Consider the following 21,428-nt stretch of genomic DNA (forward strand, 5'->3'; position numbering starts at 1 on the left):
GGATTTTCGTGGTGTTATAGAGACTTGGCCGTTAACTGACAGGAGCTGCCGATGAATATCATCGCCATCATGGGCCCGACGGGCGTCTACTACAAAGATGAGCCGATCCGCGAGCTCCACGCTGCGCTGGCCACCATGGGATTCCAACTGGTGTACCCCAAAAACAGCGGTGACCTGCTGAAGCTGATCGAAGCCAATGCCCGCATCTGTGGGGTGATCTTCGACTGGGACGACTACAGCCTGGAGCTGTGCAGCGAGATCAACGAGCTGAACGAATACCTACCGCTGTACGCCTTTATCAATACCCACTCCACCTTCGACGTCAGCCTGCATGAAATGCGCATGGTGCTCTATTTCTTCGAGTATGGCCTGAATGCGGCGGACGATATCGCGCAGCGCATCCAGCAGTACACCGCAGAATATATTGATACCATTACGCCGCCGCTGACCAAGGCGCTGTTCAACTACGTGCGTGAAGGGAAGTACACCTTCTGCACGCCGGGCCACATGGCCGGTACCGCGTTCCAAAAAAGCCCGGTGGGCTGCCTGTTCTATGACTTTTTCGGCGCCAATACCCTGAAGGCCGACATTTCGATTTCGGTCACCGAGCTCGGCTCGCTGTTGGATCACACCGGGCCGCACCTCGAGGCCGAAGAGTATATTGCGCGTACTTTCAACGCCGAGCAGAGCTATCTGGTTACCAACGGCACCTCCACCGCCAACAAGATCGTCGGCATGTATTCGGCGCCGGCGGGCAGCACGGTGCTGATCGACCGCAACTGCCACAAATCGCTGTGCCACTTGCTGATGATGAGCGATATCGTTCCGATCTATCTGCGCCCGCTGCGCAACGCCTACGGCATCCTTGGCGGCATTCCGCAGCGTGAGTTCACCCGCGCCAGCATCGCCGCTCGGGTGCAGGAGACCCCGAACGCCACCTGGCCGGTGCATGCGGTGATCACCAATTCCACCTATGATGGCCTGCTGTATAACACCGACTACATCAAGCAGACGCTGGCAGTGCCGTCGATCCACTTTGACTCCGCCTGGGTGCCTTACACCAACTTCCATCCGATTTACGACGGCAAGAGCGGCATGAGCGGCGATCGGGTGCCCGGTAAGGTCATCTACGAAACCCAGTCCACCCACAAGCTGCTGGCGGCCTTCTCCCAGGCCTCGATGATTCATATCAAGGGCGACTACGACGAGAGCACCTTCAACGAAGCCTACATGATGCACACCACCACCTCGCCGCACTATGGCATTGTGGCATCGATGGAGACCGCCGCCGCCATGCTGCGCGGCAACCCGGGGCGCCGCTTGATCAATCGATCGGTGGAGCGCGCGCTGCATTTTCGCCGTGAAGTGCAGCGGCTGCGCGAGGAGAGCGACAGTTGGTTCTTTGACATTTGGCAGCCGGAGGAGATCGATGAGGCGCAGTGTTGGCCATTGGATCCTGACGATAACTGGCACGGCTTCGGCCAGACCGATCGCGATCATATGTACCTCGATCCGATCAAGGTGACGATCCTGACGCCGGGCATGAATGAGCTGGGGGCGCTGGAGGAAGAGGGGATCCCGGCGGCGCTGGTGGCGAAGTATCTCGACGAGCGCGGCATCGTGGTGGAGAAGACCGGGCCGTACAACCTGCTGTTCCTGTTCAGCATCGGCATCGACAAAACCAAGGCGATGAGCCTGTTGCGCGGCCTGACTGATTTCAAGCGCGCCTACGATCTCAACCTGCGGGTGAAGAACATGCTGCCGGATCTGTACGCCGAGGATCCGGATTTTTATCGCCATATGCGTATCCAGGATCTGGCTGCCGGCATTCATCGGCTGATCCGCCAACACGATCTGCCGCGCCTGATGCAGCGGGCGTTCGACGTGCTGCCTGAAATGAAGCTGACGCCGCACCAGATGTTCCAGGAGCAGGTGCGCGGCAATGTGGAAACCTGCGAGCTGGATCAGTTGGTGGGCAAGGTGGCGGCCAATATGATCCTGCCTTATCCGCCGGGCGTGCCGCTGGTGATGCCGGGAGAAATGATCACCGAAGAGAGCCGGGCGGTGCTCGATTTCCTGCTGATGCTGTGCTCTATCGGTGAGCGCTATCCCGGTTTTGAAACCGACATCCACGGCGCCAAACTGACGGAGGACGGGCGCTATCTGGTGAAGGTGTTGAAAGCGCCAGCATAATCGTTTAGGCGAATTCTCGGCAGATCAGGTTCACGCTGTCGAGCGGCAGCGGTTCCTGTGTCAGGCCGCAAAACGGTTGGCCATTGCGCTGCTGGTGATAGCGGCAGCGGTGGCATTCGCCGAACAGCGCCGCATTTTCCTGCCGCTGCAGTTGGCGCAGCAGCTGGGTTAACAGCGCCTGCAACTGTTCGCCGTCCTGCTGCATGGCGTCTTGCGCCTGCTGCAGATAGGCAGGAGGAAACAGAGTCTCCATTAAACTTCGCGATTTTTCTGTCAGCCGCAGCCGCACGCTGCGGCGATCCTTTGCGTCCGCCGTGCGGGCGATCATGCCGTTCAGCTCCAGCTTTTTCAGCGATTGGGACACCGTTCCCTTGGTCAGGCCAAGGTATTCCGCCACGGCCATCGGCGTGTTGGAGTAATGATTACAGCGTGCCAGATAGTAGAGCGCGCTCAGCTGCACCGGCGGCAGGCTTTCCAATTCTTCGTGGCTGCGCAGCCAGCTGCGTTGCAGGCTATTCAGGCGTTCAAGCAGATCAAACAGTTTTAGCATCGTATCCTCATCAGGCTGCGTAAATAGTATCGATTAAAAACTATATTGACAAGTCATTGATGCTGGCATACTGTTCACATTGTTTCGATTCGAAACAATATGGGTAAGTAAACGTGCCCGAAACCGTCAATACCAAGGAGAATGAGGATGACTAAGGCCGTGTTTTATCATGCCGGCTGCCCGGTATGCGTGAGTGCCGAACAGCAGCTGTTGGGACTGTTGAGCGATAACGTGCAGGTGGAAGTGGTGCACCTGGGGGAACGCCCAACGCGCGTGGCGGAAGCTGAGCGCCTCGGCGTGCAGAGTGTACCGGCGCTGGTGGTCGATGGGCAGGTGCTGCACATCAACTTCGGCGCGGCGTTGGTGGATCTGAAGGCCTGAGACGCCGTGTGCTGAATCATGCCCCGCGGCAATCCGCGGGGTTTTTGCCGTTGACGTCATCGCCGCCGCCGGATACCGTGCCCCATCAGAATGAACAGGAGAGGGTTTCTATGCTGGGATTACGTCAGGTACACCATATCGCGATCATTGGCGCGGACTACGCTGCCAGCAAGCATTTTTACTGCAATATTCTCGGTTTTACCCTGTTGGGCGAAGTCTACCGCGAGGAGCGCGACTCCTGGAAAGCGGATCTCGCGCTCAACGGGCAATACACTATCGAACTGTTTTCTTTCCCTTCGCCGCCGGCCCGCGTCAGCCGCCCGGAGGCCTGCGGTCTGCGCCATCTGGCGTTCAGCGTTGATGACATCGAGCGGGCCATCGCCCATCTGCAGGCGGCCGGCGTTGCCTGCGAACCGGTGCGCGTCGATCCCCACACCCAATCCCGCTTTACCTTTTTCAGCGATCCCGATGGTTTACCGTTAGAATTATACGAGAGTTAACGGCTTAATCGCCTCCCGGCGGCCACAGCCGGGGGCGGTTATGCTATGATCGCGCCCTTGCCCTACATGCCTACAGAGTTATTTCCGCCATGCAAGAGCCTGCTTTTCGCGTCGGGGAGTGGCTGGTTACCCCTGCCGACAACACCATCAGCCGCGACGGCCGCCAAAGAGCGCTGGAACCGCGCCTGATCGACATGCTGTGCTATTTCGCCCGGCATCCCGATGTTGTGCTGAGCCGCGACGAGCTGATCGACAACGTCTGGAAGCGCAATATCGTCACCAACCATGTGGTGACCCAATGTATTTCAGAGCTGCGCAAATACCTGAAAGATGGCGACAGCGACAGCCCGGAATACATTATCACCGTGCCCAAGCGCGGGTATAAGCTGGCGACGTCGGTGATATGGTGTGAAGAGGGCGAGACGCAACCCGCTCCCGCACAGGCGCCGCAGATCGCGGTGATCATGCATGAGCCGGAAGACGGCAGCGATGATGACGACGGGACGCCGTACGTGCCGCCGAGCCGGCCCCGAACACCGGTCGCCGCGCCTGGCGAAAAGAAGCCGCGTTTTTATCGCCGCTCGACGTTCTGGGTGTGGCTGGCGTTTCTGGCGGCGCTCAGCGTCTGCGTGGCGTTTGTCGGCATCGCCACGCTGTCGCAGCGCGTGCCGGTATCCACCATGCCGGTGCTGCTCAACCCGCGCGATATCGATATTCGCATCCAGGGTGGCGAGAGCTGCAGCAACTGGATGCCGCAGCTCTCTTATGTGGTGGGCGTCAGCGAGCTGATCACCGATTCGTTGAACACCTATTCGACCTTTCTGGTGCACGACCAGACCAACTACAACTATTCCGGCCCCAGCAACTCGGGCAAGTCGCTGTATATCGAGTTCGTCAATCAGCGCCACTACCGCGCCCAGCAGTGTTTCCTGTCCGTGCGGTTGGTGGATAACGCCGACAGCTCAGTCATGCTGGACAAGCGTTACTTCATTACCGCCGATAATCAGCTGAAGATCCAAAGCGACTTTCTCACCAGCCTGTCCATGGCGCTGAAGCAGCCCTGGCCGCCGCAGTTGGAGCAGCGTCTGGCGCAGCTGCTGCCCGACAACGGGCCGCTGCTGCAGCGCTTCTACCAGGCGCATCAGTTGTTGATCCACGGCGATGCCGATTCGTTGACTCGCGCCAGCGCCCAGCTGAGCGAGCTGATTAAAAGCGCGCCGAATTTCCACTACCTGCTGGCGGAAAAGGCGCTGGTGGATGTGCTGCGCAATTCTTACCAACCGTTCGACAGCCAGGCCTTGGCGCAATTGCGCGCCGATATCAGCCATCTGGCGACGATCCCCGAATTGAAAAACACGCCGATCATGCAGCAAGTTCTGGCGGTCGATGCGTTGGCGCAGGGGCGCATTGACGAGGCGCACCGGGCGATCGATCTGGGGATTGAGTTGCAAATGTCGTGGCTGAATTATGTGCTGCTGGGCAAGGTGTATGAAATGCAGGGGCAGAATCATTTGGCGGCGGATTCTTATATTACCGCATTCAATCTTCGCCCCGGCGAAGACACATTGCATTGGATCACCAATGGTGTATTCCAGACGTCATTGACCAACGTGGTGCCTTATTTAAATAACTATCAGCGCCAATAATTAACCGATATCACACCGCCATTATTCTCAGGGAATTTTGGTGGCGTTATTTATTGGTGAAGTTATGTTGCGTCATTGTATTGCTTTGCTGCGCAATATTGCTATTTTTTTTCGTTTGTTATTCATTATTAACCTGGGCATCATTCTGTTTTTAAACGATGTTTATCTTTTCTTTAGCTTACCTTTTTATCTTGATGTGTTAATGAAAAACCTCAGGTTATCATTTGTATGATCATGAGCGTAATCTCACTTTATCTTTAGGACTTTATTCCCCCCGATGGTTAGCATCCTGACTATCAAGCCGGCTCATTAAAATCTTTTATTTATGGGTGTGGCTTATAAGAAACGTAAATCAGGAGAAACTGACCATGGCTTCACCCAAGAAAATAGGGCTTATTGCCTGCACCGGCGTCGTCGCCGGTAATATGATGGGGAGCGGGATTGCCTTATTGCCCGCCAACCTGGCGAGTCTCGGATCCATCGCTATTTGGGGATGGGTGATCTCGATTATCGGGGCGATGTCGCTGGCCTATGTGTATGCCCGTCTCGCCACCAAAAACCCGCAGCAGGGCGGCCCTATCGCCTACGCCGGTGAAATTTCCCCGGCCTTCGGTTTCCAGACCGGCGTGCTTTATTACCATGCCAACTGGATCGGTAACCTGGCCATCGGCATTACCGCCGTTTCTTATCTCTCCACCTTCTTCCCGGCGCTGAACAACCCGATACCTGCCGGTATCGCCTGTATCGCCATCGTGTGGGTCTTCACCTTCGTCAACATGCTGGGCGGAACCTGGGTCAGCCGTTTGACTACCCTGGGCCTGGTATTGGTGTTGATCCCGGTGATCGTGACCGCCACCCTCGGCTGGCACTGGTTTGACGCCGCCACCTACCAGGCTAACTGGAATACCTCCGGCACCACCGACAGCCATGCGGTCATCAAAAGTATTCTGCTGTGCCTGTGGGCGTTCATCGGCGTGGAATCCGCGGCGGTCAGCACCGGCATGGTGAAAAACCCGAAACGTACCGTGCCGCTGGCGACCATGCTCGGCACCGGCCTGGCGGGCATCATCTACATCGCCGCCACCCAGGTGATCAGCGGCATGTTCCCGGCGTCTGAAATGGCCGCCAGCGGCGCGCCGTTCGCCATCAGCGCCTCGGCGATTATGGGCAACTGGGCCGCACCGATGGTTTCCGCCTTCACCGCCTTCGCCTGCCTGACCTCACTCGGTTCGTGGATGATGCTGGTCGGCCAGGCCGGGGTGCGCGCCGCCAACGACGGCAACTTCCCGAAAGTGTACGGCGAGCTGGATAAAAACGGCATTCCGAAAAAAGGCCTGCTGCTGGCCGGCTGCAAAATGACCGCGCTGATGGTGCTGATCACCCTGATGAGCTCCGCCGGCGGCAAGGCTTCCGACCTGTTCGGCGAGCTGACCGGCATCGCGGTGCTGCTGACCATGCTGCCTTACTTCTATTCCTGTGTAGATCTGATCCGCTTCGAAGGGGTCAACGTGCGCAACCTGCTGAGCCTGATCGCTTCGGTGTGCGGCTGCGGCTTCTGCTTCATCGCGCTGATGGGCGCCAACTCATTCGAACTGTCCGGCACCTTTATCATCAGCCTGATTATCCTGATGTTCTACGCCCGGAAAATGAATACCCGCCAGGCTGCCAACGCAGCGGCGGTCGATGAAAACACCACGGCCAAAGCGCACTGATTCGCGTCCGCTGACCGACTGAATTTACCCAGCCCCTTTCTTTCCGACCTGTCAGCCGCGACGGGAAGGGGCTTGCTTTGCCAGGAGAAATGCATATGAACGTTATCGCCATCATGAATCACATGGGTGTCTACTTCAAAGAAGAGCCTATCCGTGAACTGCATCAGGCGCTGGAAAGTCTGGATTTCCGCATCGTTTACCCTAACGATCGCGAAGACCTGCTGAAACTGATCGAGAACAACGCCCGCCTGTGCGGGGTGATCTTCGACTGGGACAAATACAACCTGGAGCTGTGCGAAGAGATCAGTCAGCTGAACGAATACATGCCGCTGTACGCGTTCGCCAACACCTATTCCACGCTGGACGTCAGCCTGAACGATCTGCGCATGCAGGTGCGCTTCTTCGAGTATGCGCTTGGCGCGGCAACCGACATCGCCGCCAAGATCAAACAGAATACCGACGAATATATCGACACCATCCTGCCGCCGTTGACCAAGGCGCTGTTTAAATACGTGCGCGAAGGCAAATACACTTTCTGTACGCCGGGCCACATGGGCGGCACCGCGTTCCAGAAGAGCCCGGTGGGCAGCCTGTTCTACGATTTCTTCGGCCCGAACACCATGAAGTCGGATATTTCGATTTCGGTGTCCGAACTGGGGTCGTTGCTGGATCACTCCGGCCCGCACAAAGAGGCGGAGGAGTACATTTCCCGCGTGTTCAACGCCGAACGCAGCTACATGGTCACCAACGGCACCTCCACCGCCAACAAGATCGTCGGCATGTATTCGGCACCGGCGGGCAGCACGGTGCTGATTGACCGTAACTGCCACAAGTCGCTGACTCACCTGATGATGATGAGCGACATCACGCCGATCTACTTCCGCCCGACCCGCAACGCCTACGGCATCCTCGGCGGCATTCCGCAGAGCGAGTTCCAGCGCGCCACCATCGCCAAGCGCGTGAAGGACACCCCGAACGCCACCTGGCCGGTGCATGCGGTGATCACCAACTCCACCTATGACGGCCTGCTGTACAACACCGACTTTATTAAGAACACCCTGGACGTGAAGTCGATCCACTTCGATTCCGCCTGGGTGCCTTACACCAACTTCCACCCGATCTATAAAGGCAAGTGCGGCATGAGCGGCGGCCGCGTGGAGGGCAAGGTGATCTACGAAACCCAGTCCACCCACAAACTGCTGGCGGCCTTCTCGCAGGCTTCGATGATTCACGTGAAAGGTGACATCAACGAAGAAACCTTCAACGAAGCCTACATGATGCACACCACCACCTCGCCGCATTACGGCATCGTGGCGTCGACCGAAACCGCCGCGGCGATGATGAAAGGCAACGCCGGCAAGCGCCTGATCAACGGCTCTATCGAGCGCGCGATCAAGTTCCGCAAAGAGATCAAACGCCTGAAAGTCGAATCCGACGGCTGGTTCTTCGACGTCTGGCAGCCGGAGCATATCGATGAGCCGGAATGCTGGCCGCTGCGTTCCGACAGCGCCTGGCACGGCTTCAAGAACATCGATAACGAACACATGTATCTCGACCCGATCAAGGTCACCATACTGACCCCGGGGATGAGCAAGGAAGGCGAGATGCAGCCGTTCGGCATCCCGGCCAGCATCGTGGCGAAATACCTCGACGAGCGCGGCATCATCGTCGAGAAAACCGGGCCTTACAACCTGCTGTTCCTGTTCAGCATTGGCATCGACAAAACCAAGGCGCTCAGCCTGCTGCGCGCGATGACCGACTTCAAACGCTCGTTCGATCTGAACCTGCGGGTGAAAAACATGCTGCCTTCGCTGTATCAGGAAGCGCCTGATTTCTATGAAAACATGCGCATTCAGGATCTGGCGCAGAACATTCACCGCCTGGTGGAGCAACACAACCTGCCGGACCTGATGTACCGCGCGTTCGAAGTGCTGCCAACCATGGTGATGAATCCGTACCAGGCGTTCCAGAAAGAGCTGCACGGCGAAGTGGAAGAGGTCTATCTGGAAGAGATGGTCGGCAAGGTCAACGCCAATATGATCCTCCCATACCCACCGGGCGTGCCGCTGGTGATGCCGGGCGAAATGCTGACCGAAGAGAGCCGGCCGGTGCTGGAGTTCCTGCAGATGCTGTGCGAAATCGGCGCGCATTATCCGGGTTTTGAAACCGACATTCACGGCGCCTATCGTCAGGCGGACGGACGTTATCGGGTGAAAGTGCTGAAGGCGAAATAACCGCAGCCAATAAGAGGGGAGGCGCTCGCGCTTCCCCTTTGCCGTTCACCGACTGATGGGAGACCTCCATGAAAACACCCTCACAGCCGCGCGCAATCTACTATGTCGTAGCGATACAAATTTGGGAATATTTCAGCTTTTACGGCATGCGTGCGTTACTGATCCTCTATCTGACCCACCAACTCGGCTATACCGACAGCCACGCCATCGATCTCTACAGCGCTTACGCTTCGTTAGTTTACGTCACTCCTATTCTTGGCGGCTGGCTCGCCGACCGCCTGCTGGGCAATCGCGTCGCGGTGATCGCCGGTGCGGCGCTGATGACCCTGGGGCATATCGTGCTCGGCCTGAGCGCGGTTTCCGCCCAGTCGCTCTATCTGGCGTTAGCCATCATCATCTGCGGCTACGGCCTGTTCAAATCCAATATCAGCTGCCTGCTGGGCGAGCTGTATCCGGCGCAGGACTCGCGCCGCGAAGGGGGCTTCTCGCTGCTGTACGCCGCCGGCAACGTCGGATCTATTCTGGCGCCGATCGCCTGCGGGTTGGCGGCCGAACGCTATGGTTGGCACGTCGGCTTTGCGTTGGCCGGGATCGGCATGTTCGCCGGTCTGGTGATTTTTCTGCTGGGCGGACGCCATTTCCGCCACACGCGCGGCGTGAATGCACCGCTGATGCGCGCCAGGAGTCTGGGCTTGCCGCACTGGGGATGGCTGCTGGCGGCGCTGCTGGCGTCGCCGCTGTTCTTCACGCTGCTGTTTGAACGTGGCTGGGCCGGCTATTTGCTCGGGTTGGTGTGCGTGGCGGCGGTGGTGCTGGTGGCACGCATTATGCTGCGCGCGGACGCCGGCCAGCGCCGGGGGCTGTGGCAGATCGTTGTGCTGATGCTGCTAGGCACGCTGTTCTGGGCCTTTGCCCAGCAGGGCGGCAGCTCCATCAGCCTGTTTATCGATCATTTCGTTGACCGGCGCTGGTTCGGCTGGACGGTGCCGACCGCCTTGTTCCAGTCGGTTAACGCCTGTGCGGTGATGCTGGGCGGCGTGGCGCTGGCCTGGCTGGCGAGTGGCGATGGCGATCGCACGCTGCGCATCTGGTGTAAGTTCGCCTTCGGTTTGCTGTTGATCGGCGTCGGCTTTACGCTGATGGCGCTTAATACCCGGCTGCACGGGCCGGGATCGATGGGGCTGATGATCGCCGGTCTGGCGGTGATGGGCTTTGCCGAACTGTTTATCGATCCGGTGGCGATGGCGCAGATCACCCGGCTGAATATCCCCGGCGCCACCGGCGTGTTGACCGGTATCTATATGCTGGCGACCGGTTCGATCGCCAACTACCTGGCGGGCATCATCGCCAATCAGACCGCCGAAGACCACATCGAAGGGGCGGCGATGCAGGCGTATGGCCGCATTTTCGCCCAGATCGGCTGGGGAGCGGCCGGATGTGCGCTGGCGGTGATCGCGGTGCTGGGCGGCTGGTGGCTGCTGACGCGACGCCAGGCCCGGACGGTTAATGCTTGATTGATGGCGGTAGGCGGGGTTAACGTGCAGCTATGTAGAAGTGACAAAGCCTACCGATGGATACTGATCAATTAACGACGCAGGTGGCGGACCAGCTGGGCGCGCAGCAGCGGCTGCTGGTGGCGTTCAGCGGCGGCCTGGATTCCAGCGTGCTGCTGCATCTGCTGGCGGCGTTGCGCCGCCAACGTCCGGCGCTGCAGCTGCGTGCGCTGCACGTGCATCATGGCCTGAGCGCCTTTGCCGACCGTTGGGTTGAGCATTGCCGCAGCCGGTGTGCCGACTGGCAGATCCCGCTGACGGTGACGCACGTGCAGGTAGATGCCCGCCAGGGCGGCATCGAAGCGGCGGCGCGTGCGGCGCGCTATGCCGCCTTCAGCGCCGCCCTCACGGAGGGCGAAGCGCTGCTCACCGCGCAACACCTCGACGATCAAAGCGAAACCTTCCTGCTGGCGCTCAAGCGCGGCAGCGGGCCGGCGGGGCTGTCGGCGATGGCGGCGCGCGCGACGCTGGGCGAGCACCTGCTGTTGCGGCCGCTGTTGGGCTGTTCGCGTCAGACGCTGGAAAGCTACGCGCAACGTCACGCCTTAACCTGGATAGATGACGACAGCAATCAGGACACGCGCTTCGATCGCAATTTCCTGCGGTTGCAGGTGTTGCCGCAGCTCAACCAGCGCTGGCCGCACTTCGCCTCGGCGGTAGCGCGCAGCGCCGGCCTGTGCGCCGAGCAGGAGCAACTGCTGGACGAACTGTTGGCAGAACCGCTGCAAAGCCTGTTGGCGGCGGATCGCTCATTGGCGATTGACGGCCTGACCGACTGTTCGCCGGTGCGGCGCTTCGCCTTGCTGCGGCGCTGGATCGCATTGTTTAACGTCACCATGCCGGCGCGTGAGCAGCTTCAGCGTCTGTGGGATGAGGTGGCGCTCAGCCGGGAGGATGCCGAACCGCAGCTGCAGCTCGGCGCCTATCAGATCCGCCGTTTCCGCGGCCGATTGCACCTGTTGCCGCCGCTGGCGGCGCTGCTCGATGTGCATCTGCCCTGGCAGCCTGACCAGCCGCTGACGTTGCCGGACGGGCTGGGGCAGTTGATTGCCGGTGAGGGCGAGCTGGTGCTGCGCGCACCGCAGCCATCGCAACAGGTCAGCGTTCGGTTCGGCGGCGTGCAGGGTGCGGTGCGCATCGTGGGGCGCGTCCATTCGCGGCCGATAAAAAAACTGTGGCAGGAGCTGGGTATTCCTCCCTGGCAGCGTGAACGCATCCCGTTGATTTATTATGATGAGCAGCTGATCGCCGCGCTGGGCGTATTCGTCTGTGAGGCGGGGCAGGTGCCGGAAGGCGAACGCCCGTGGCGGCTGCGCTGGGAAAAAAATCATAATCGTGAGGAGCAATGATGAAGTTTGTGGAAATCGCGCTGTTGGCTGCCGGCCTGTTCAGCCTGCCGGCGTTGGCGGCGGGAGATGCGGCGGCCGGCCAGGCCAAAGCCGCCGCCTGTGCGGCCTGCCACGGCGCGCAGGGCAAGGTGACGGTGCCGATGTACCCGAATCTGGCCGGGCAGAACGCCATGTACCTGCAGCACGCGTTGCAGGCGTATAAGAAAGGGGAACGCAACGGCGGCCAGGCCGAGGTGATGAAGGCCTACGTGTCGGGGCTGTCGGATGACGATATCGCCGATCTGGCGGCCTATTACGCCAGCCTGAAGCCCTAAATGACGAGGGCAGCCGTTGGGCTGCCCTGTTGGGATGGGGTTACCGCTGCTCAGTCCGACAGGCTGACGACCACGGTACCGATTTCCGGATGACTGAAACTGCTGATATGGTCCAGACGCAGGTCGCGCTGCTGGCCGTTCTGTTCGATGGTCAGATACTCAACGCGTTTCTTTTGCAGCAGGTCGATCGCCTTGGCCTCGATCACTTCTCCGTCGCGTAACTCCAGCTTCAGAATAAGTTTATGCTGACAGGCGAGTTCCAGGTTGTCGTAGTCATCGCAATTGATGGGTTGGTACTCATCATTCATCAACATAGTCGCTCACCAATAAGTTAGCGGCGGCAAAGGCCGCCTGTTCCCTAACGGAGGACGGTAGCGCATCGTTCGCTGCGACATCGTCCAATGCCTTTAACGCACAAGCCAGCGCATCAGGCACGTAGCCAAGATCTCCACTGCCAATCTCGGCGTAAGTACGGCGTACTAACTCACAGTATTGTTGCACAGTTTCCTCCCTTAAGAACCTCTGCATCATCAAGACTACTATCGCGATGAGGCGCAGGCTCTCGGAGTTTTATCCTATCCTAGACGACTATAGCACAGCTGTTATGGAGTTATCAGCACCCCGGCACGCCTTTCGCACTGCCGTGGCCTGGCCGCGCTGGCGGGGTTTGGCCCTGATCAAGTACACTGTCGCCGGATAATAACGAGGTCACCCATGGCGCTGAAAGCAACCATTTATAAAGCCGCGGTCAATATTGCTGATATGGATCGTCACTTCTACCACGACGCCACGCTGACGCTGGCGCAACACCCGTCCGAAAATGAGCAGCGCATGATGCTGCGCCTGTTGGCCTGGATCTGTCATGCCGACGAGCGGTTGGTGTTCACCAAAGGGCTGAGCGCCGACGACGAGCCGGAGATCTGGCAGCGCAACGACCACAACGGGCTGGAAATGTGGATCGAGATGGGATTACCCGACGAAAAACGCATCCGCAAGGCCTGCAACCAGTCGCCGCGCGTGGTGTTGTACGCTTACGGCGAGCGCGCTGCGCACGTGTGGTGGCAGGGAATGCAGGGTAAGGTGGCCGGCTACAAGAACCTGAGCGTGCGTTTCCTTGACGACGAGCAGTTGGCGCGCCTGACGGCATTGGCCAGCCGCACCATGACGCTGCAGGCAACGCTGCAGGAGGGAACTATTTGGCTGTCCGATGCTCAGAATAGTCTGGAAATCCAGTTTGCCGAGTGGCAGCAGGCACAGGTGTAACCGGTGCTGGAACTGTCAAGAAACGTAGCCATACCGGATAATGAACTGGAATTGACGGCGATCCGCGCACAGGGCGCGGGCGGCCAGCACGTGAACAAAACCTCAACGGCGATCCATTTGCGCTTTGACATCCGGGCATCCAGCCTGCCAGAGTATTATAAGGAAAGGCTGCTGGCGCTGAATCATCATCTCATTACCGCTGATGGCGTAGTGATTATCAAGGCGCAAGAGTATCGCAGTCAGGAATTGAATCGCGAAGCGGCGTTGGCCCGGCTGGTCGCGCTGATTCAGCAGGCGATGGTGGTGGAAAAAACGCGCAAGGCGACCAAGCCGACGAAAGGAGCGAAACTGCGTCGCCTGGAAGGCAAGACGCGTAAAGGCGCCACCAAGGCGCTGCGTGGCAAGGTTCGCACTTAGGAATACATGAACACAGTAGGAGAATAACTGTGAAGAAAATTACGATAGCCCTGTTCTTGGCGGCAGGCGCACTCTCGTTGTTGGGATGCAACAATCATTATCAGCCGAAGGAACAACCGCTGCAGGCGATGCCGCAGAGTTATCAAGGATTGTTGCCTTGCGCCGATTGCGGCGGTCTGGACACGGCGCTGTTCCTGGATGAGGACGGCACCTTTGTGCTGCAGGAAACCTACCGCGGCACCAAAGACGGCGATCAGACATTTGCCGACTACGGCAAATGGGCGCGCACTGCGGATAAGCTGGTGCTGACCGACAGCACCGGTGAAAAACGCTACTTCCGCCCGGTGGGCAAGAGCCTGGAGATGCTGGATCGCAGCGGCGCGCCGATCGCCTCCAAGCTGAACTATCGCCTGGAGCCGATTGAAAAACCGTTGCCTAAAACCCCGATGGTGATGAAAGGCAGCTACAGCTATATGGCTGACGCGGCGGTGTTCAAAGATTGTGCCACGGGCATCACGTTCCCGGTGGATAACAACATCGCGCTGGAGCAAGGTTACGCCAAAGCCAACAAAAATGCCGGCGAGCCGGTGTTCCTGACCTTCAATGCGCACTTCAGCGTGCAGCCATCGATGGAAGAAGGGCAGATAGAGAAGGCGGTGGTGCCGGACGGCAAAATCGCGTTCGACCGCAGCAAGAACTGCAGCAGTAAGTAAGCGTTTTCGGACATAAAAAAACCCGCCTAGGCGGGTTTTTTTATTTTCTGGCGTTCGTCGCTTAGCGTTTGATCTGGCCCAGCAGGAAATCAACGATTTCGCCGGTTTTAATCATTTGCTTCTCGCCGACGCGGCGGTTCTTATACTCGATCTCTTCGTTGTCGAGGTTACGGTCACCGATGACGATAGAGTGCGGCACGCCGATCAGCTCCATATCCGCGAACATCACGCCCGGACGCTCTTTGCGGTCATCGAGGATCACATCGATGCCGTGGGCGCGCAGGGTGTTGTACAGCTCTTCAGCGAGCGCCTGCACGCGGAACGACTTGTGCATGTTCATCGGCAGAATAGCGACCTGGAACGGCGCGATAGCGTCCGGCCAGATGATGCCGCGTTCGTCGTGGTTCTGCTCGATGGCGGCGGCCACAACGCGCGTGACCCCGATGCCGTAGCAACCCATGGTCAGTACCTGGTTACGGCCATCTTCGCCTTGCACGGTCGCTTTCATCGCTTCCGAATACTTGGTGCCGAGCTGGAAGATATGGCCCACTTCGATGCCACGTTTGATCAGCAGCGTACCCTGACCGTCCGGGCTGGCGTCGCCTTCCACCACGTTACGGATATCGGCCACCTGCGGCAGCGGCAGATCGCGCTCCCAGTTGATGCCGAAGTAGTGTTTGCCGTCAACGTTGGCGCCGGCGCCAAAGTCGCTCATCGCCGCCACGCTGCGGTCAGCTACCACCGGCATCGGCAGGTTGACCGGGCCGAGTGAACCCGGGCCGGCACCGACGATGGCGCGAATTTCTTCTTCGGTAGCGAAGGTCAGCGGCGTGGCAACCTGCGCCAGCTTCTCTGCCTTGACTTCGTTCAGCTCGTGATCGCCGCGCACCAGCAGAGCGACCAGCTTGTGGCCGCTCTCTTCGGTGGCGCGTACCATCAGCGTCTTCACGGTTTTTTCCACTGGCAGCGCGAATTGCTCGACCAGCTCGGCGATGGTTTTTGCGTTCGGGGTATCTACCAGGCGCAGCGCTTCGCTGGCCGCCGCGCGCGGAGCCGCCGGCGCGACCGCTTCCGCCAGCTCGATGTTGGCGGCGAAGTCGGAACCGGTGGAGAACACGATATCGTCTTCACCGCTGTCTGCCAGCACCTGGAATTCGTGCGACGCACTGCCGCCGATCGAGCCGGTATCGGCCTGCACCGGGCGGAAATCCAGGCCCATGCGGCTGAAGATTTTGCTGTACGCTTCGTACATCGCGTCGTAAGTCTCCTGCAGAGACTCCTGCGAGGTATGGAAGGAGTAGGCATCCTTCATCAGGAACTCACGGGAACGCATCACGCCGAAACGTGGGCGCACTTCATCACGGAACTTGGTCTGGATCTGGAAGAAGTTCAGCGGCAGCTGCTTGTACGAGCTGATCTCGTTGCGGATCAGATCGGTAATCACTTCTTCATGCGTCGGGCCCAGCACGAAAGGACGGTCACCGCGGTCGACGAAGCGCAGCAGCTCGGGGCCGTATTGCTCCCAACGGCCGCTTTCCTGCCACAGGTCGGCAGGCTGAACCACCGGCATGGACACTTCGATCGCATTAGCATTGTTCATTTCTTCGCGAACGATGTTTTCAACCTTCTTCAGAACGCGCAGGCCGGTCGGCAGCCAGGTGTAAAGACCGGAGGCCAGCTTGCGGATCATCCCGGCGCGCAGCATCAGCTGGTGGCTGATCACTTCGGCGTCGGCAGGTGTCTCCTTCAGAGTGGAGAGCAGATATTGGCTAGTACGCATGGTGTTTTGGTTCCGTTAGAACTGCAAATTGCATCGGGCTGCCAGAGTGGCGGCCAAAAAGTGATTTAGTTTACCAGCGCGAGCGGGTCGCCAAAAGAGAGGCGGCGGAATTTTAACGCGGGTCGAGCGACAGCACTTCGGTGTGGCCGTCCACGACGCGCCAGCGCACGTTGAAATCCAGCAGCCAGACGGCGTAATCCCGTTCGACGTCCTCTCCTTTACGATAGGCGGGACGGGGGTCCTGTGCCAGCACCTGGCTGATAAAACGCCTTAATTGCGGGTAGCGCGCCTGATGTTGCTGCAGCTGCTGTTCCGCCTGCGGCGCGAAACGCACCGGCATATCGCCGGCGGGCGCGGCCTGGGCAAAGCCAGCGCGGGCCTGCGGTTGGCTCTCGGCGAACGGCAGATAAGGCTTGATGTCCACCACCGGGGTACCGTCGACCAGATCGAGGCTGCCCAGTTCCAGCGCCACTTCCCCGTTTTTCACCCGTACGCCTTTGAGCTCAATGAGCGACATGCCGAGCGGGTTGGGGCGGAAGGTGGAGCGGGTGGCGAACACGCCCATGCGGGCATTGCCGCCTAAACGCGGTGGGCGTACCGTCGGGCGCCAGCCGCCTTCCATGGTTTGATGGAAAATGAACATCACCCACAGATGGCTGAAATCGCTGAGACCGCGAACCGCTTCCGCCTGGTTGTAGGGCGGTAGCAACAGCAGTTCGCCGCCACCGTCTTCGACCAGCCCAGGTTGGCGGGGCACGGCGAATTTCTCTTTATACGGCGAGCGGATCACGCCGATCTGCTCGAAAACGAATTCGGTCATTTGGACGAGACGTTAAGCGCCGAGCCCTGGCAGACGGCCTGCTGATAACAACCGGCGACGCCGCTGACAATCTGGCAGTCGTGCAGCAGCACGGCGTTGGCCTTCATGTAAGACGCGCGGATTTGCATGCGTTTACGGGCGGTAGCCAGATTCGGTGGGGAGTCTTGTACGGTGGTTTGGCACGATTCGCCGGACACTTCACCCAGATCGCAGAACGGTTTACCCACGAGTTCTTCTGCACTTTTATACAGTTTTACCGGAGCGGGGCGGGCGGCCGGCGTGGTCTTGGCCGGGGCGGTCGTGGTCGGCTTGCTGGTGCTGTTTGTTGAGGATGGCGCGATACGTTGCGATGAACATCCGGCCAGCGCGAGCGCTAACAAACAGAGAGGTAAAACACGCATTGAGATTCCTCTGCCTTAATGAAAGTGGCGCTATTGAAGCAATCTATGGCGGAAATAACAAGACGGGCCTTGGCCCGTCTTGCAATTATAGGAATAAAATTGGTGAATAAGCGCTTACCAGCCTTTCACCGCACCGCCGTTGAAGATTTTGTTGGCGGCGGCGTCAACTTCGTCAGACTGATAGGCCTGCACGAATTTCTTCACGTTTTCCGCATCTTTGTTATCTTCGCGCGCAACCAGCAGGTTGACGTAAGGCGAGTCTTTATCTTCCACGAACAGACCGTCTTTCGCCGGCGTCAGGCCGATCTGGCTGGCGTAGGTGGTATTGATCACCGCCAGCGCGATCTGCTGATCGTCCAGAGAACGTGGCAGCTGAGGCGCTTCCAGCTCAACCAGCTTCAGGTTTTTCGGGTTCTCGGTCACGTCCAGCACGGTCGGCAGCAGGCCAACGCCGTCTTTCAGTTTGATCAGGCCGATTTTCTGCAGCAGCAGCAGCGAGCGGCCCAGGTTGGTCGGATCGTTCGGCAGTGCGATCTGAGAACCCTCTTTCAGTTCGTCCAGCGATTTGATTTTCTTGGAGTAACCGGCGATCGGGTAAACAAAGGTGCTGCCGACCGGCACCAGCTTGTAGCCGCGATCTTTGATCTGCTGATCCAGATAAGGCTTGTGCTGGAAGGCGTTCAGGTCGATATCGCCTTTGCTCAGCGCTTCGTTTGGCAGCACGTAATCGTTGAAGGTGACCAGCTCGACGTCCAGACCGTATTTCTCTTTCGCCACTTTCTGCGCCACTTCAGCCACTTGCTGCTCTGCGCCGACGATCACGCCGACCTTGATGTGGTTTGGATTCTTTTCATCCTGGCCGCAACCCGCCAGAGCCAGAGTGCCGATCAGTGCGCCAATTGTCGCGATGGATTTAAATGTTAACGACATATCCCTTCCTCATTAGACTCGCATTAATATGCTGTAAAACTATTTATTTATGGGTAACGGCTTTGACGATGCGATCGCCGCAGAATTGGATCAGATAAACCAAAACTACCAGTAATACTAATACGGTATTCATAACTGTGGCGTTATAACCGATATAACCGTATTGGTAACCGATTTGGCCCAGACCGCCGGCACCGACCGCGCCGCCCATGGCGGAGTAGCCCACCAGGGTGATCAGGGTGATGGTCGCGGCGTTGACCAGGCCAGGCAGGGCTTCCGGCAGCAACACTTTCTTGATGATCTGCATCGGCGTGGCGCCCATGGCGCGCGCCGCTTCCACCAGACCGGACGGGATCTCCAGCAGGGCGTTTTCCACCATGCGCGCGATGAACGGCGCGGCGCCCACGGTCAACGGCACGATGGCCGCCTGAAGACCGATCGAGGTACCGACGATCATGCGGGTAAAAGGAATCATCCAAACCAACAGGATAATGAACGGGATGGAACGGAAGATGTTCACCAGCCCGGACAGGATCTTATACAGCGAATTGTTGGCGATGATCTGCCCCGGGCGGGTCACATACAGCAGCACGCCGACCGGCAGGCCGAGCACGAAACCGAAGAAGCCGGAGACAAAGGTCATCATGACGGTTTCCCACACGCCACGTGCCATCAACCACATCATTGCCTCAGACATAACCCAGAACCTCTACTTTTACCTGATTTTCTTGCAGGAACTTAATCGTCGCCAGCGCGTCTTCGTCGCTGCCGTGCAGCTCCGCCAGCATCACGCCGAATTTCACGCCGCCGGCATAATCCATCTGGGCGCTGATAATGTTGTTGTTCACGTTGAAGCGGCGAGCGGCTTCAGACAGCAGCGGCGCATCGACCGACTGGCCGGTGAATTCCAGGCGCAGCAGCGGCTGACGGTCGCCCTGGCGCTCCGGCGACAGGCGCGCGGCGTAGTCGTCCGGAATATCCAGATGCAGCGTGGACTGAATGAACTGTTGGGCCAGCGGGGTTTTCGGGTGTGAGAACACTTCGCTGACGCTGTCTTTTTCGATCAGTTGCCCCTGGCTGATGACCGCGACCTGGTCGCAGATGCGTTTCACCACGTCCATTTCATGGGTGATGAGCAGAATGGTCAGGCCCAGACGGCGGTTGATGTCTTTCAGCAGTTCCAGGATGGAACGGGTGGTGGCCGGATCCAGCGCGCTGGTGGCTTCGTCGCACAGCAGCACTTTGGGGTTACTGGCCAGCGCGCGCGCGATCGCCACGCGCTGTTTCTGGCCGCCGGACAGGTTGGCCGGATAGGCGTCGTGTTTGTCCGCCAGGCCGACCAGCTCCAGCAGTTCGGTCACGCGCTTTTTGATCTCGGCGCGCGGCGTATTGTCCAGCTCCAGCGGCAGCGCGACGTTGCCGAACACCGTGCGGGAAGAGAGCAGGTTGAAGTGCTGGAAGATCATGCCGATTTGGCGACGGGCGCGCGTCAGTTCGCTTTCCGACAGCGAAGTCAGATCCTGACCGTCGACCAGGACCTGGCCGGACGTAGGGCGCTCAAGCATGTTGGCGCAGCGAATCAGCGTGCTTTTACCGGCGCCGGAAGACCCGATAACGCCATAGATTTGCCCGGCAGGGACGTGAAGGGTCACGTCAGAGAGCGCGGTAATGGTGCGCGAACCCTGCTGGAACACTTTAGTGATGTTAGAAAGTTTAATCATATTCTTCTTATTTTAGCGTGGTTGCCCGTGGCTAGATAAAAGTAAACCTCGGCGTGGAACCAAGGTATGGATCAGATGTTAAGGCGTCTAGACGTCTAAGTCAACGGCCAGCGACGTTCTCCGGCGTTCTCAGTGCGGGGTAAAACATGCGATACTGTCAGCGTATTCAGCCCCTCAGGAGCAAAGCGGTGACACAAAGCGTTCCAGCAATTTTTCTCGATCGTGACGGTACGATTAATGTTGACCATGGTTATGTCCATGAAATCGACAATTTCCACTTTATTGACGGCGTGATTGACGCCTGTCGCGAACTTAAAAAGATGGGCTTCGCGTTGGTGATGGTGACCAACCAGTCCGGCATTGCGCGCGGCAAGTTCAGCGAAGACCAGTTTATGTACCTGACCGAGTGGATGGACTGGTCGCTGGCCGATCGCGATGTCGACTTCGACGGCATCTATTTCTGCCCGCATCATCCGGAGGCGGCAGTAGAGGAGTATCGTCAGGTGTGCGACTGCCGTAAACCGCAGCCGGGCATGCTGTTGCAAGCACAGCAGGAATTGAACATCGATATGGCCGCTTCTTATATGGTGGGGGATAAACCGGAAGACATGCAGGCGGCGATCGCGGCCGGCGTCGGCACCAAGGTGCTGGTGCGTACCGGCAAGCCGGTGACGGAGCAGGGCGAAAAGCTGGCCGATTGGGTGCTAAATAGCCTGGCGGACCTGCCTGCAGCCATCAAAAAGCGGGTTTAATAGGCGTTACGAATGAATAGTGAGCGGTCAGATAAAAAATGCATATTAACGCTTGTCATTCTGAACCGGCTCCCTATAATGCGCCTCCATCGACACGGAACATGTGAACAACTTCACAGAGTCTCCGGGGGTCGCAGAGAAAAAATCCTGAAAATTAGGGTTGACTCTGAAAGAGGAAAGCGTAATATACGCCACCTCG

General features: G+C 58.7%; 22 protein-coding genes. 13 read left to right on the forward strand and 9 right to left on the reverse strand.

The genetic code is table 11. The features are described from left to right. The first annotated feature begins 51 nt into the window (after nucleotides 1–51). Nucleotides 52–2,193: a lysine decarboxylase LdcC gene (locus tag QMZ29_RS04725; protein WP_025304026.1), complete on the forward strand. Its 2,142-nt coding sequence runs from the start codon at nucleotides 52–54 to the stop codon at nucleotides 2,191–2,193. Between the two features lie 4 nt (nucleotides 2,194–2,197). Here QMZ29_RS04725 and QMZ29_RS04730 read toward each other — a convergent pair whose 3' ends face one another. Next, complete coding sequence (locus tag QMZ29_RS04730; RefSeq protein WP_025304025.1) at nucleotides 2,198–2,743, reverse strand: MarR family winged helix-turn-helix transcriptional regulator; 546 nt, start codon at nucleotides 2,741–2,743, stop codon at nucleotides 2,198–2,200. A gap of 147 nt (nucleotides 2,744–2,890) precedes the next feature. On the opposite strand from QMZ29_RS04730, the gene QMZ29_RS04735 reads away from it, so the two are divergent. The 8 genes from QMZ29_RS04735 to QMZ29_RS04770 all read left to right on the forward strand — a co-directional run bounded on the left by QMZ29_RS04735 (nucleotide 2,891) and on the right by QMZ29_RS04770 (nucleotide 12,432). Then, nucleotides 2,891–3,124 carry a glutaredoxin domain-containing protein gene (locus QMZ29_RS04735; protein WP_060435087.1) on the forward strand — a complete coding sequence of 78 codons (234 nt, stop codon included), beginning with the start codon at nucleotides 2,891–2,893 and terminating at the stop codon, nucleotides 3,122–3,124. A 110-nt stretch (nucleotides 3,125–3,234) separates the two neighbouring features. Beyond that, complete coding sequence (locus QMZ29_RS04740; RefSeq protein WP_261427034.1) at nucleotides 3,235–3,624, forward strand: VOC family protein; 390 nt, start codon at nucleotides 3,235–3,237, stop codon at nucleotides 3,622–3,624. Nucleotides 3,625–3,713: 89 nt separating this feature from the next. Continuing rightward, complete coding sequence (gene cadC / locus QMZ29_RS04745) at nucleotides 3,714–5,270, forward strand: lysine decarboxylation/transport transcriptional activator CadC (RefSeq protein ID WP_261427036.1); 1,557 nt, start codon at nucleotides 3,714–3,716, stop codon at nucleotides 5,268–5,270. A 368-nt stretch (nucleotides 5,271–5,638) separates the two neighbouring features. Beyond that, on the forward strand, nucleotides 5,639–6,982 hold the full coding sequence (cadB, locus tag QMZ29_RS04750) for a cadaverine/lysine antiporter (RefSeq protein ID WP_025304021.1): 1,344 nt from the start codon (nucleotides 5,639–5,641) through the stop codon (nucleotides 6,980–6,982). A gap of 95 nt (nucleotides 6,983–7,077) precedes the next feature. Continuing rightward, on the forward strand, nucleotides 7,078–9,216 hold the full coding sequence (cadA, locus tag QMZ29_RS04755) for a lysine decarboxylase CadA (protein ID WP_038878804.1): 2,139 nt from the start codon (nucleotides 7,078–7,080) through the stop codon (nucleotides 9,214–9,216). Nucleotides 9,217–9,284: 68 nt separating this feature from the next. Next, nucleotides 9,285–10,730, forward strand: coding sequence for a dipeptide permease DtpD (dtpD, locus tag QMZ29_RS04760; RefSeq protein WP_127146774.1), 1,446 nt, complete (start codon nucleotides 9,285–9,287; stop codon nucleotides 10,728–10,730). 56 nt (nucleotides 10,731–10,786) lie between these two features. Further along, nucleotides 10,787–12,118 carry a tRNA lysidine(34) synthetase TilS gene (tilS, locus tag QMZ29_RS04765; protein WP_197770356.1) on the forward strand — a complete coding sequence of 444 codons (1,332 nt, stop codon included), beginning with the start codon at nucleotides 10,787–10,789 and terminating at the stop codon, nucleotides 12,116–12,118. After that, the gene (locus QMZ29_RS04770) at nucleotides 12,118–12,432 is read left to right on the forward strand and encodes a c-type cytochrome (RefSeq protein WP_025304017.1); all 315 of its coding nucleotides are present in this window, start codon (nucleotides 12,118–12,120) and stop codon (nucleotides 12,430–12,432) included. The genes tilS and QMZ29_RS04770 overlap by 1 nt, the downstream gene beginning before the upstream one ends. 50 nt (nucleotides 12,433–12,482) lie before the next feature. On the opposite strand, the gene rof is transcribed toward QMZ29_RS04770, so the two are convergent. Together rof and QMZ29_RS04780 are read right to left on the reverse strand one after the other, a co-directional pair. Next, on the reverse strand, nucleotides 12,483–12,746 hold the full coding sequence (rof, locus tag QMZ29_RS04775; protein ID WP_004931991.1) for a Rho-binding antiterminator: 264 nt from the start codon (nucleotides 12,744–12,746) through the stop codon (nucleotides 12,483–12,485). Continuing rightward, a complete protein-coding gene (locus QMZ29_RS04780; protein WP_004931993.1) occupies nucleotides 12,733–12,933 on the reverse strand; it encodes a YaeP family protein in 201 nt (66 codons plus the stop codon). The genes rof and QMZ29_RS04780 overlap by 14 nt, the downstream gene beginning before the upstream one ends. A gap of 213 nt (nucleotides 12,934–13,146) precedes the next feature. Between QMZ29_RS04780 and QMZ29_RS04785 the strand changes: the two genes are divergently transcribed. From QMZ29_RS04785 to nlpE, 3 genes are read left to right on the forward strand one after another with little or no spacing between them, the layout of a single operon-like run. Next, complete coding sequence (locus tag QMZ29_RS04785; protein ID WP_025304016.1) at nucleotides 13,147–13,695, forward strand: YaeQ family protein; 549 nt, start codon at nucleotides 13,147–13,149, stop codon at nucleotides 13,693–13,695. A gap of 3 nt (nucleotides 13,696–13,698) precedes the next feature. Beyond that, a complete protein-coding gene (gene arfB / locus QMZ29_RS04790; protein ID WP_004931997.1) occupies nucleotides 13,699–14,112 on the forward strand; it encodes an alternative ribosome rescue aminoacyl-tRNA hydrolase ArfB in 414 nt (137 codons plus the stop codon). Nucleotides 14,113–14,141: 29 nt separating this feature from the next. After that, a complete protein-coding gene (nlpE, locus tag QMZ29_RS04795; RefSeq protein ID WP_261427041.1) occupies nucleotides 14,142–14,825 on the forward strand; it encodes an envelope stress response activation lipoprotein NlpE in 684 nt (227 codons plus the stop codon). A gap of 61 nt (nucleotides 14,826–14,886) precedes the next feature. Here the strand turns inward: nlpE and proS are convergent, their stop codons facing one another. From proS to metN, 6 genes are all read right to left on the reverse strand, one after another. After that, nucleotides 14,887–16,605 (reverse strand): proline--tRNA ligase, encoded by a 1,719-nt coding sequence (gene proS, locus QMZ29_RS04800; RefSeq protein ID WP_060435096.1) that lies wholly within the window; start codon nucleotides 16,603–16,605, stop codon nucleotides 14,887–14,889. A gap of 112 nt (nucleotides 16,606–16,717) precedes the next feature. Then, a complete protein-coding gene (gene tsaA / locus QMZ29_RS04805) occupies nucleotides 16,718–17,425 on the reverse strand; it encodes a tRNA (N6-threonylcarbamoyladenosine(37)-N6)-methyltransferase TrmO (RefSeq protein WP_033644898.1) in 708 nt (235 codons plus the stop codon). After that, nucleotides 17,422–17,826 carry an envelope stress sensor lipoprotein RcsF gene (gene rcsF / locus QMZ29_RS04810; RefSeq protein WP_283003033.1) on the reverse strand — a complete coding sequence of 135 codons (405 nt, stop codon included), beginning with the start codon at nucleotides 17,824–17,826 and terminating at the stop codon, nucleotides 17,422–17,424. The genes tsaA and rcsF overlap by 4 nt, the downstream gene beginning before the upstream one ends. A gap of 114 nt (nucleotides 17,827–17,940) precedes the next feature. Continuing rightward, the gene (locus QMZ29_RS04815) at nucleotides 17,941–18,756 is read right to left on the reverse strand and encodes a MetQ/NlpA family lipoprotein (RefSeq protein ID WP_261427044.1); all 816 of its coding nucleotides are present in this window, start codon (nucleotides 18,754–18,756) and stop codon (nucleotides 17,941–17,943) included. 43 nt (nucleotides 18,757–18,799) lie between these two features. Continuing rightward, nucleotides 18,800–19,453: a methionine ABC transporter permease MetI gene (locus QMZ29_RS04820; protein ID WP_004932010.1), complete on the reverse strand. Its 654-nt coding sequence runs from the start codon at nucleotides 19,451–19,453 to the stop codon at nucleotides 18,800–18,802. Continuing rightward, on the reverse strand, nucleotides 19,446–20,477 hold the full coding sequence (metN, locus tag QMZ29_RS04825; protein WP_004932012.1) for a methionine ABC transporter ATP-binding protein MetN: 1,032 nt from the start codon (nucleotides 20,475–20,477) through the stop codon (nucleotides 19,446–19,448). The genes QMZ29_RS04820 and metN overlap by 8 nt, the downstream gene beginning before the upstream one ends. 188 nt (nucleotides 20,478–20,665) lie before the next feature. Between metN and gmhB the strand changes: the two genes are divergently transcribed. Then, nucleotides 20,666–21,229, forward strand: coding sequence for a D-glycero-beta-D-manno-heptose 1,7-bisphosphate 7-phosphatase (gene gmhB, locus QMZ29_RS04830; protein ID WP_025304009.1), 564 nt, complete (start codon nucleotides 20,666–20,668; stop codon nucleotides 21,227–21,229). Nucleotides 21,230–21,428: the final 199 nt, after the last annotated feature.

It is taken from the genome of Serratia sp. PF-27 (genome assembly GCF_030053255.1).
Classification (GTDB): Bacteria; Pseudomonadota; Gammaproteobacteria; order Enterobacterales; family Enterobacteriaceae; genus Serratia; species Serratia bockelmannii.

Excerpts from the sequence above, each read along its gene's own strand:
- QMZ29_RS04725 (WP_025304026.1), top strand. The coding sequence starts at position 52 with ATGAATATCATCGCCATCATGGGCCCGACGGGCGTCTACTACAAAGAT.
- QMZ29_RS04730 (WP_025304025.1), bottom strand. The coding sequence starts at position 2,743 with ATGCTAAAACTGTTTGATCTGCTTGAACGCCTGAATAGCCTGCAACGC.
- QMZ29_RS04735 (WP_060435087.1), top strand. The coding sequence starts at position 2,891 with ATGACTAAGGCCGTGTTTTATCATGCCGGCTGCCCGGTATGCGTGAGT.
- QMZ29_RS04740 (WP_261427034.1), top strand. The coding sequence starts at position 3,235 with ATGCTGGGATTACGTCAGGTACACCATATCGCGATCATTGGCGCGGAC.
- cadC (WP_261427036.1), top strand. The coding sequence starts at position 3,714 with ATGCAAGAGCCTGCTTTTCGCGTCGGGGAGTGGCTGGTTACCCCTGCC.
- cadB (WP_025304021.1), top strand. The coding sequence starts at position 5,639 with ATGGCTTCACCCAAGAAAATAGGGCTTATTGCCTGCACCGGCGTCGTC.
- cadA (WP_038878804.1), top strand. The coding sequence starts at position 7,078 with ATGAACGTTATCGCCATCATGAATCACATGGGTGTCTACTTCAAAGAA.
- dtpD (WP_127146774.1), top strand. The coding sequence starts at position 9,285 with ATGAAAACACCCTCACAGCCGCGCGCAATCTACTATGTCGTAGCGATA.
- tilS (WP_197770356.1), top strand. The coding sequence starts at position 10,787 with ATGGATACTGATCAATTAACGACGCAGGTGGCGGACCAGCTGGGCGCG.
- QMZ29_RS04770 (WP_025304017.1), top strand. The coding sequence starts at position 12,118 with ATGAAGTTTGTGGAAATCGCGCTGTTGGCTGCCGGCCTGTTCAGCCTG.
- rof (WP_004931991.1), bottom strand. The coding sequence starts at position 12,746 with ATGTTGATGAATGATGAGTACCAACCCATCAATTGCGATGACTACGAC.
- QMZ29_RS04785 (WP_025304016.1), top strand. The coding sequence starts at position 13,147 with ATGGCGCTGAAAGCAACCATTTATAAAGCCGCGGTCAATATTGCTGAT.
- proS (WP_060435096.1), bottom strand. The coding sequence starts at position 16,605 with ATGCGTACTAGCCAATATCTGCTCTCCACTCTGAAGGAGACACCTGCC.
- tsaA (WP_033644898.1), bottom strand. The coding sequence starts at position 17,425 with ATGACCGAATTCGTTTTCGAGCAGATCGGCGTGATCCGCTCGCCGTAT.
- rcsF (WP_283003033.1), bottom strand. The coding sequence starts at position 17,826 with ATGCGTGTTTTACCTCTCTGTTTGTTAGCGCTCGCGCTGGCCGGATGT.
- QMZ29_RS04815 (WP_261427044.1), bottom strand. The coding sequence starts at position 18,756 with ATGTCGTTAACATTTAAATCCATCGCGACAATTGGCGCACTGATCGGC.
- QMZ29_RS04820 (WP_004932010.1), bottom strand. The coding sequence starts at position 19,453 with ATGTCTGAGGCAATGATGTGGTTGATGGCACGTGGCGTGTGGGAAACC.
- metN (WP_004932012.1), bottom strand. The coding sequence starts at position 20,477 with ATGATTAAACTTTCTAACATCACTAAAGTGTTCCAGCAGGGTTCGCGC.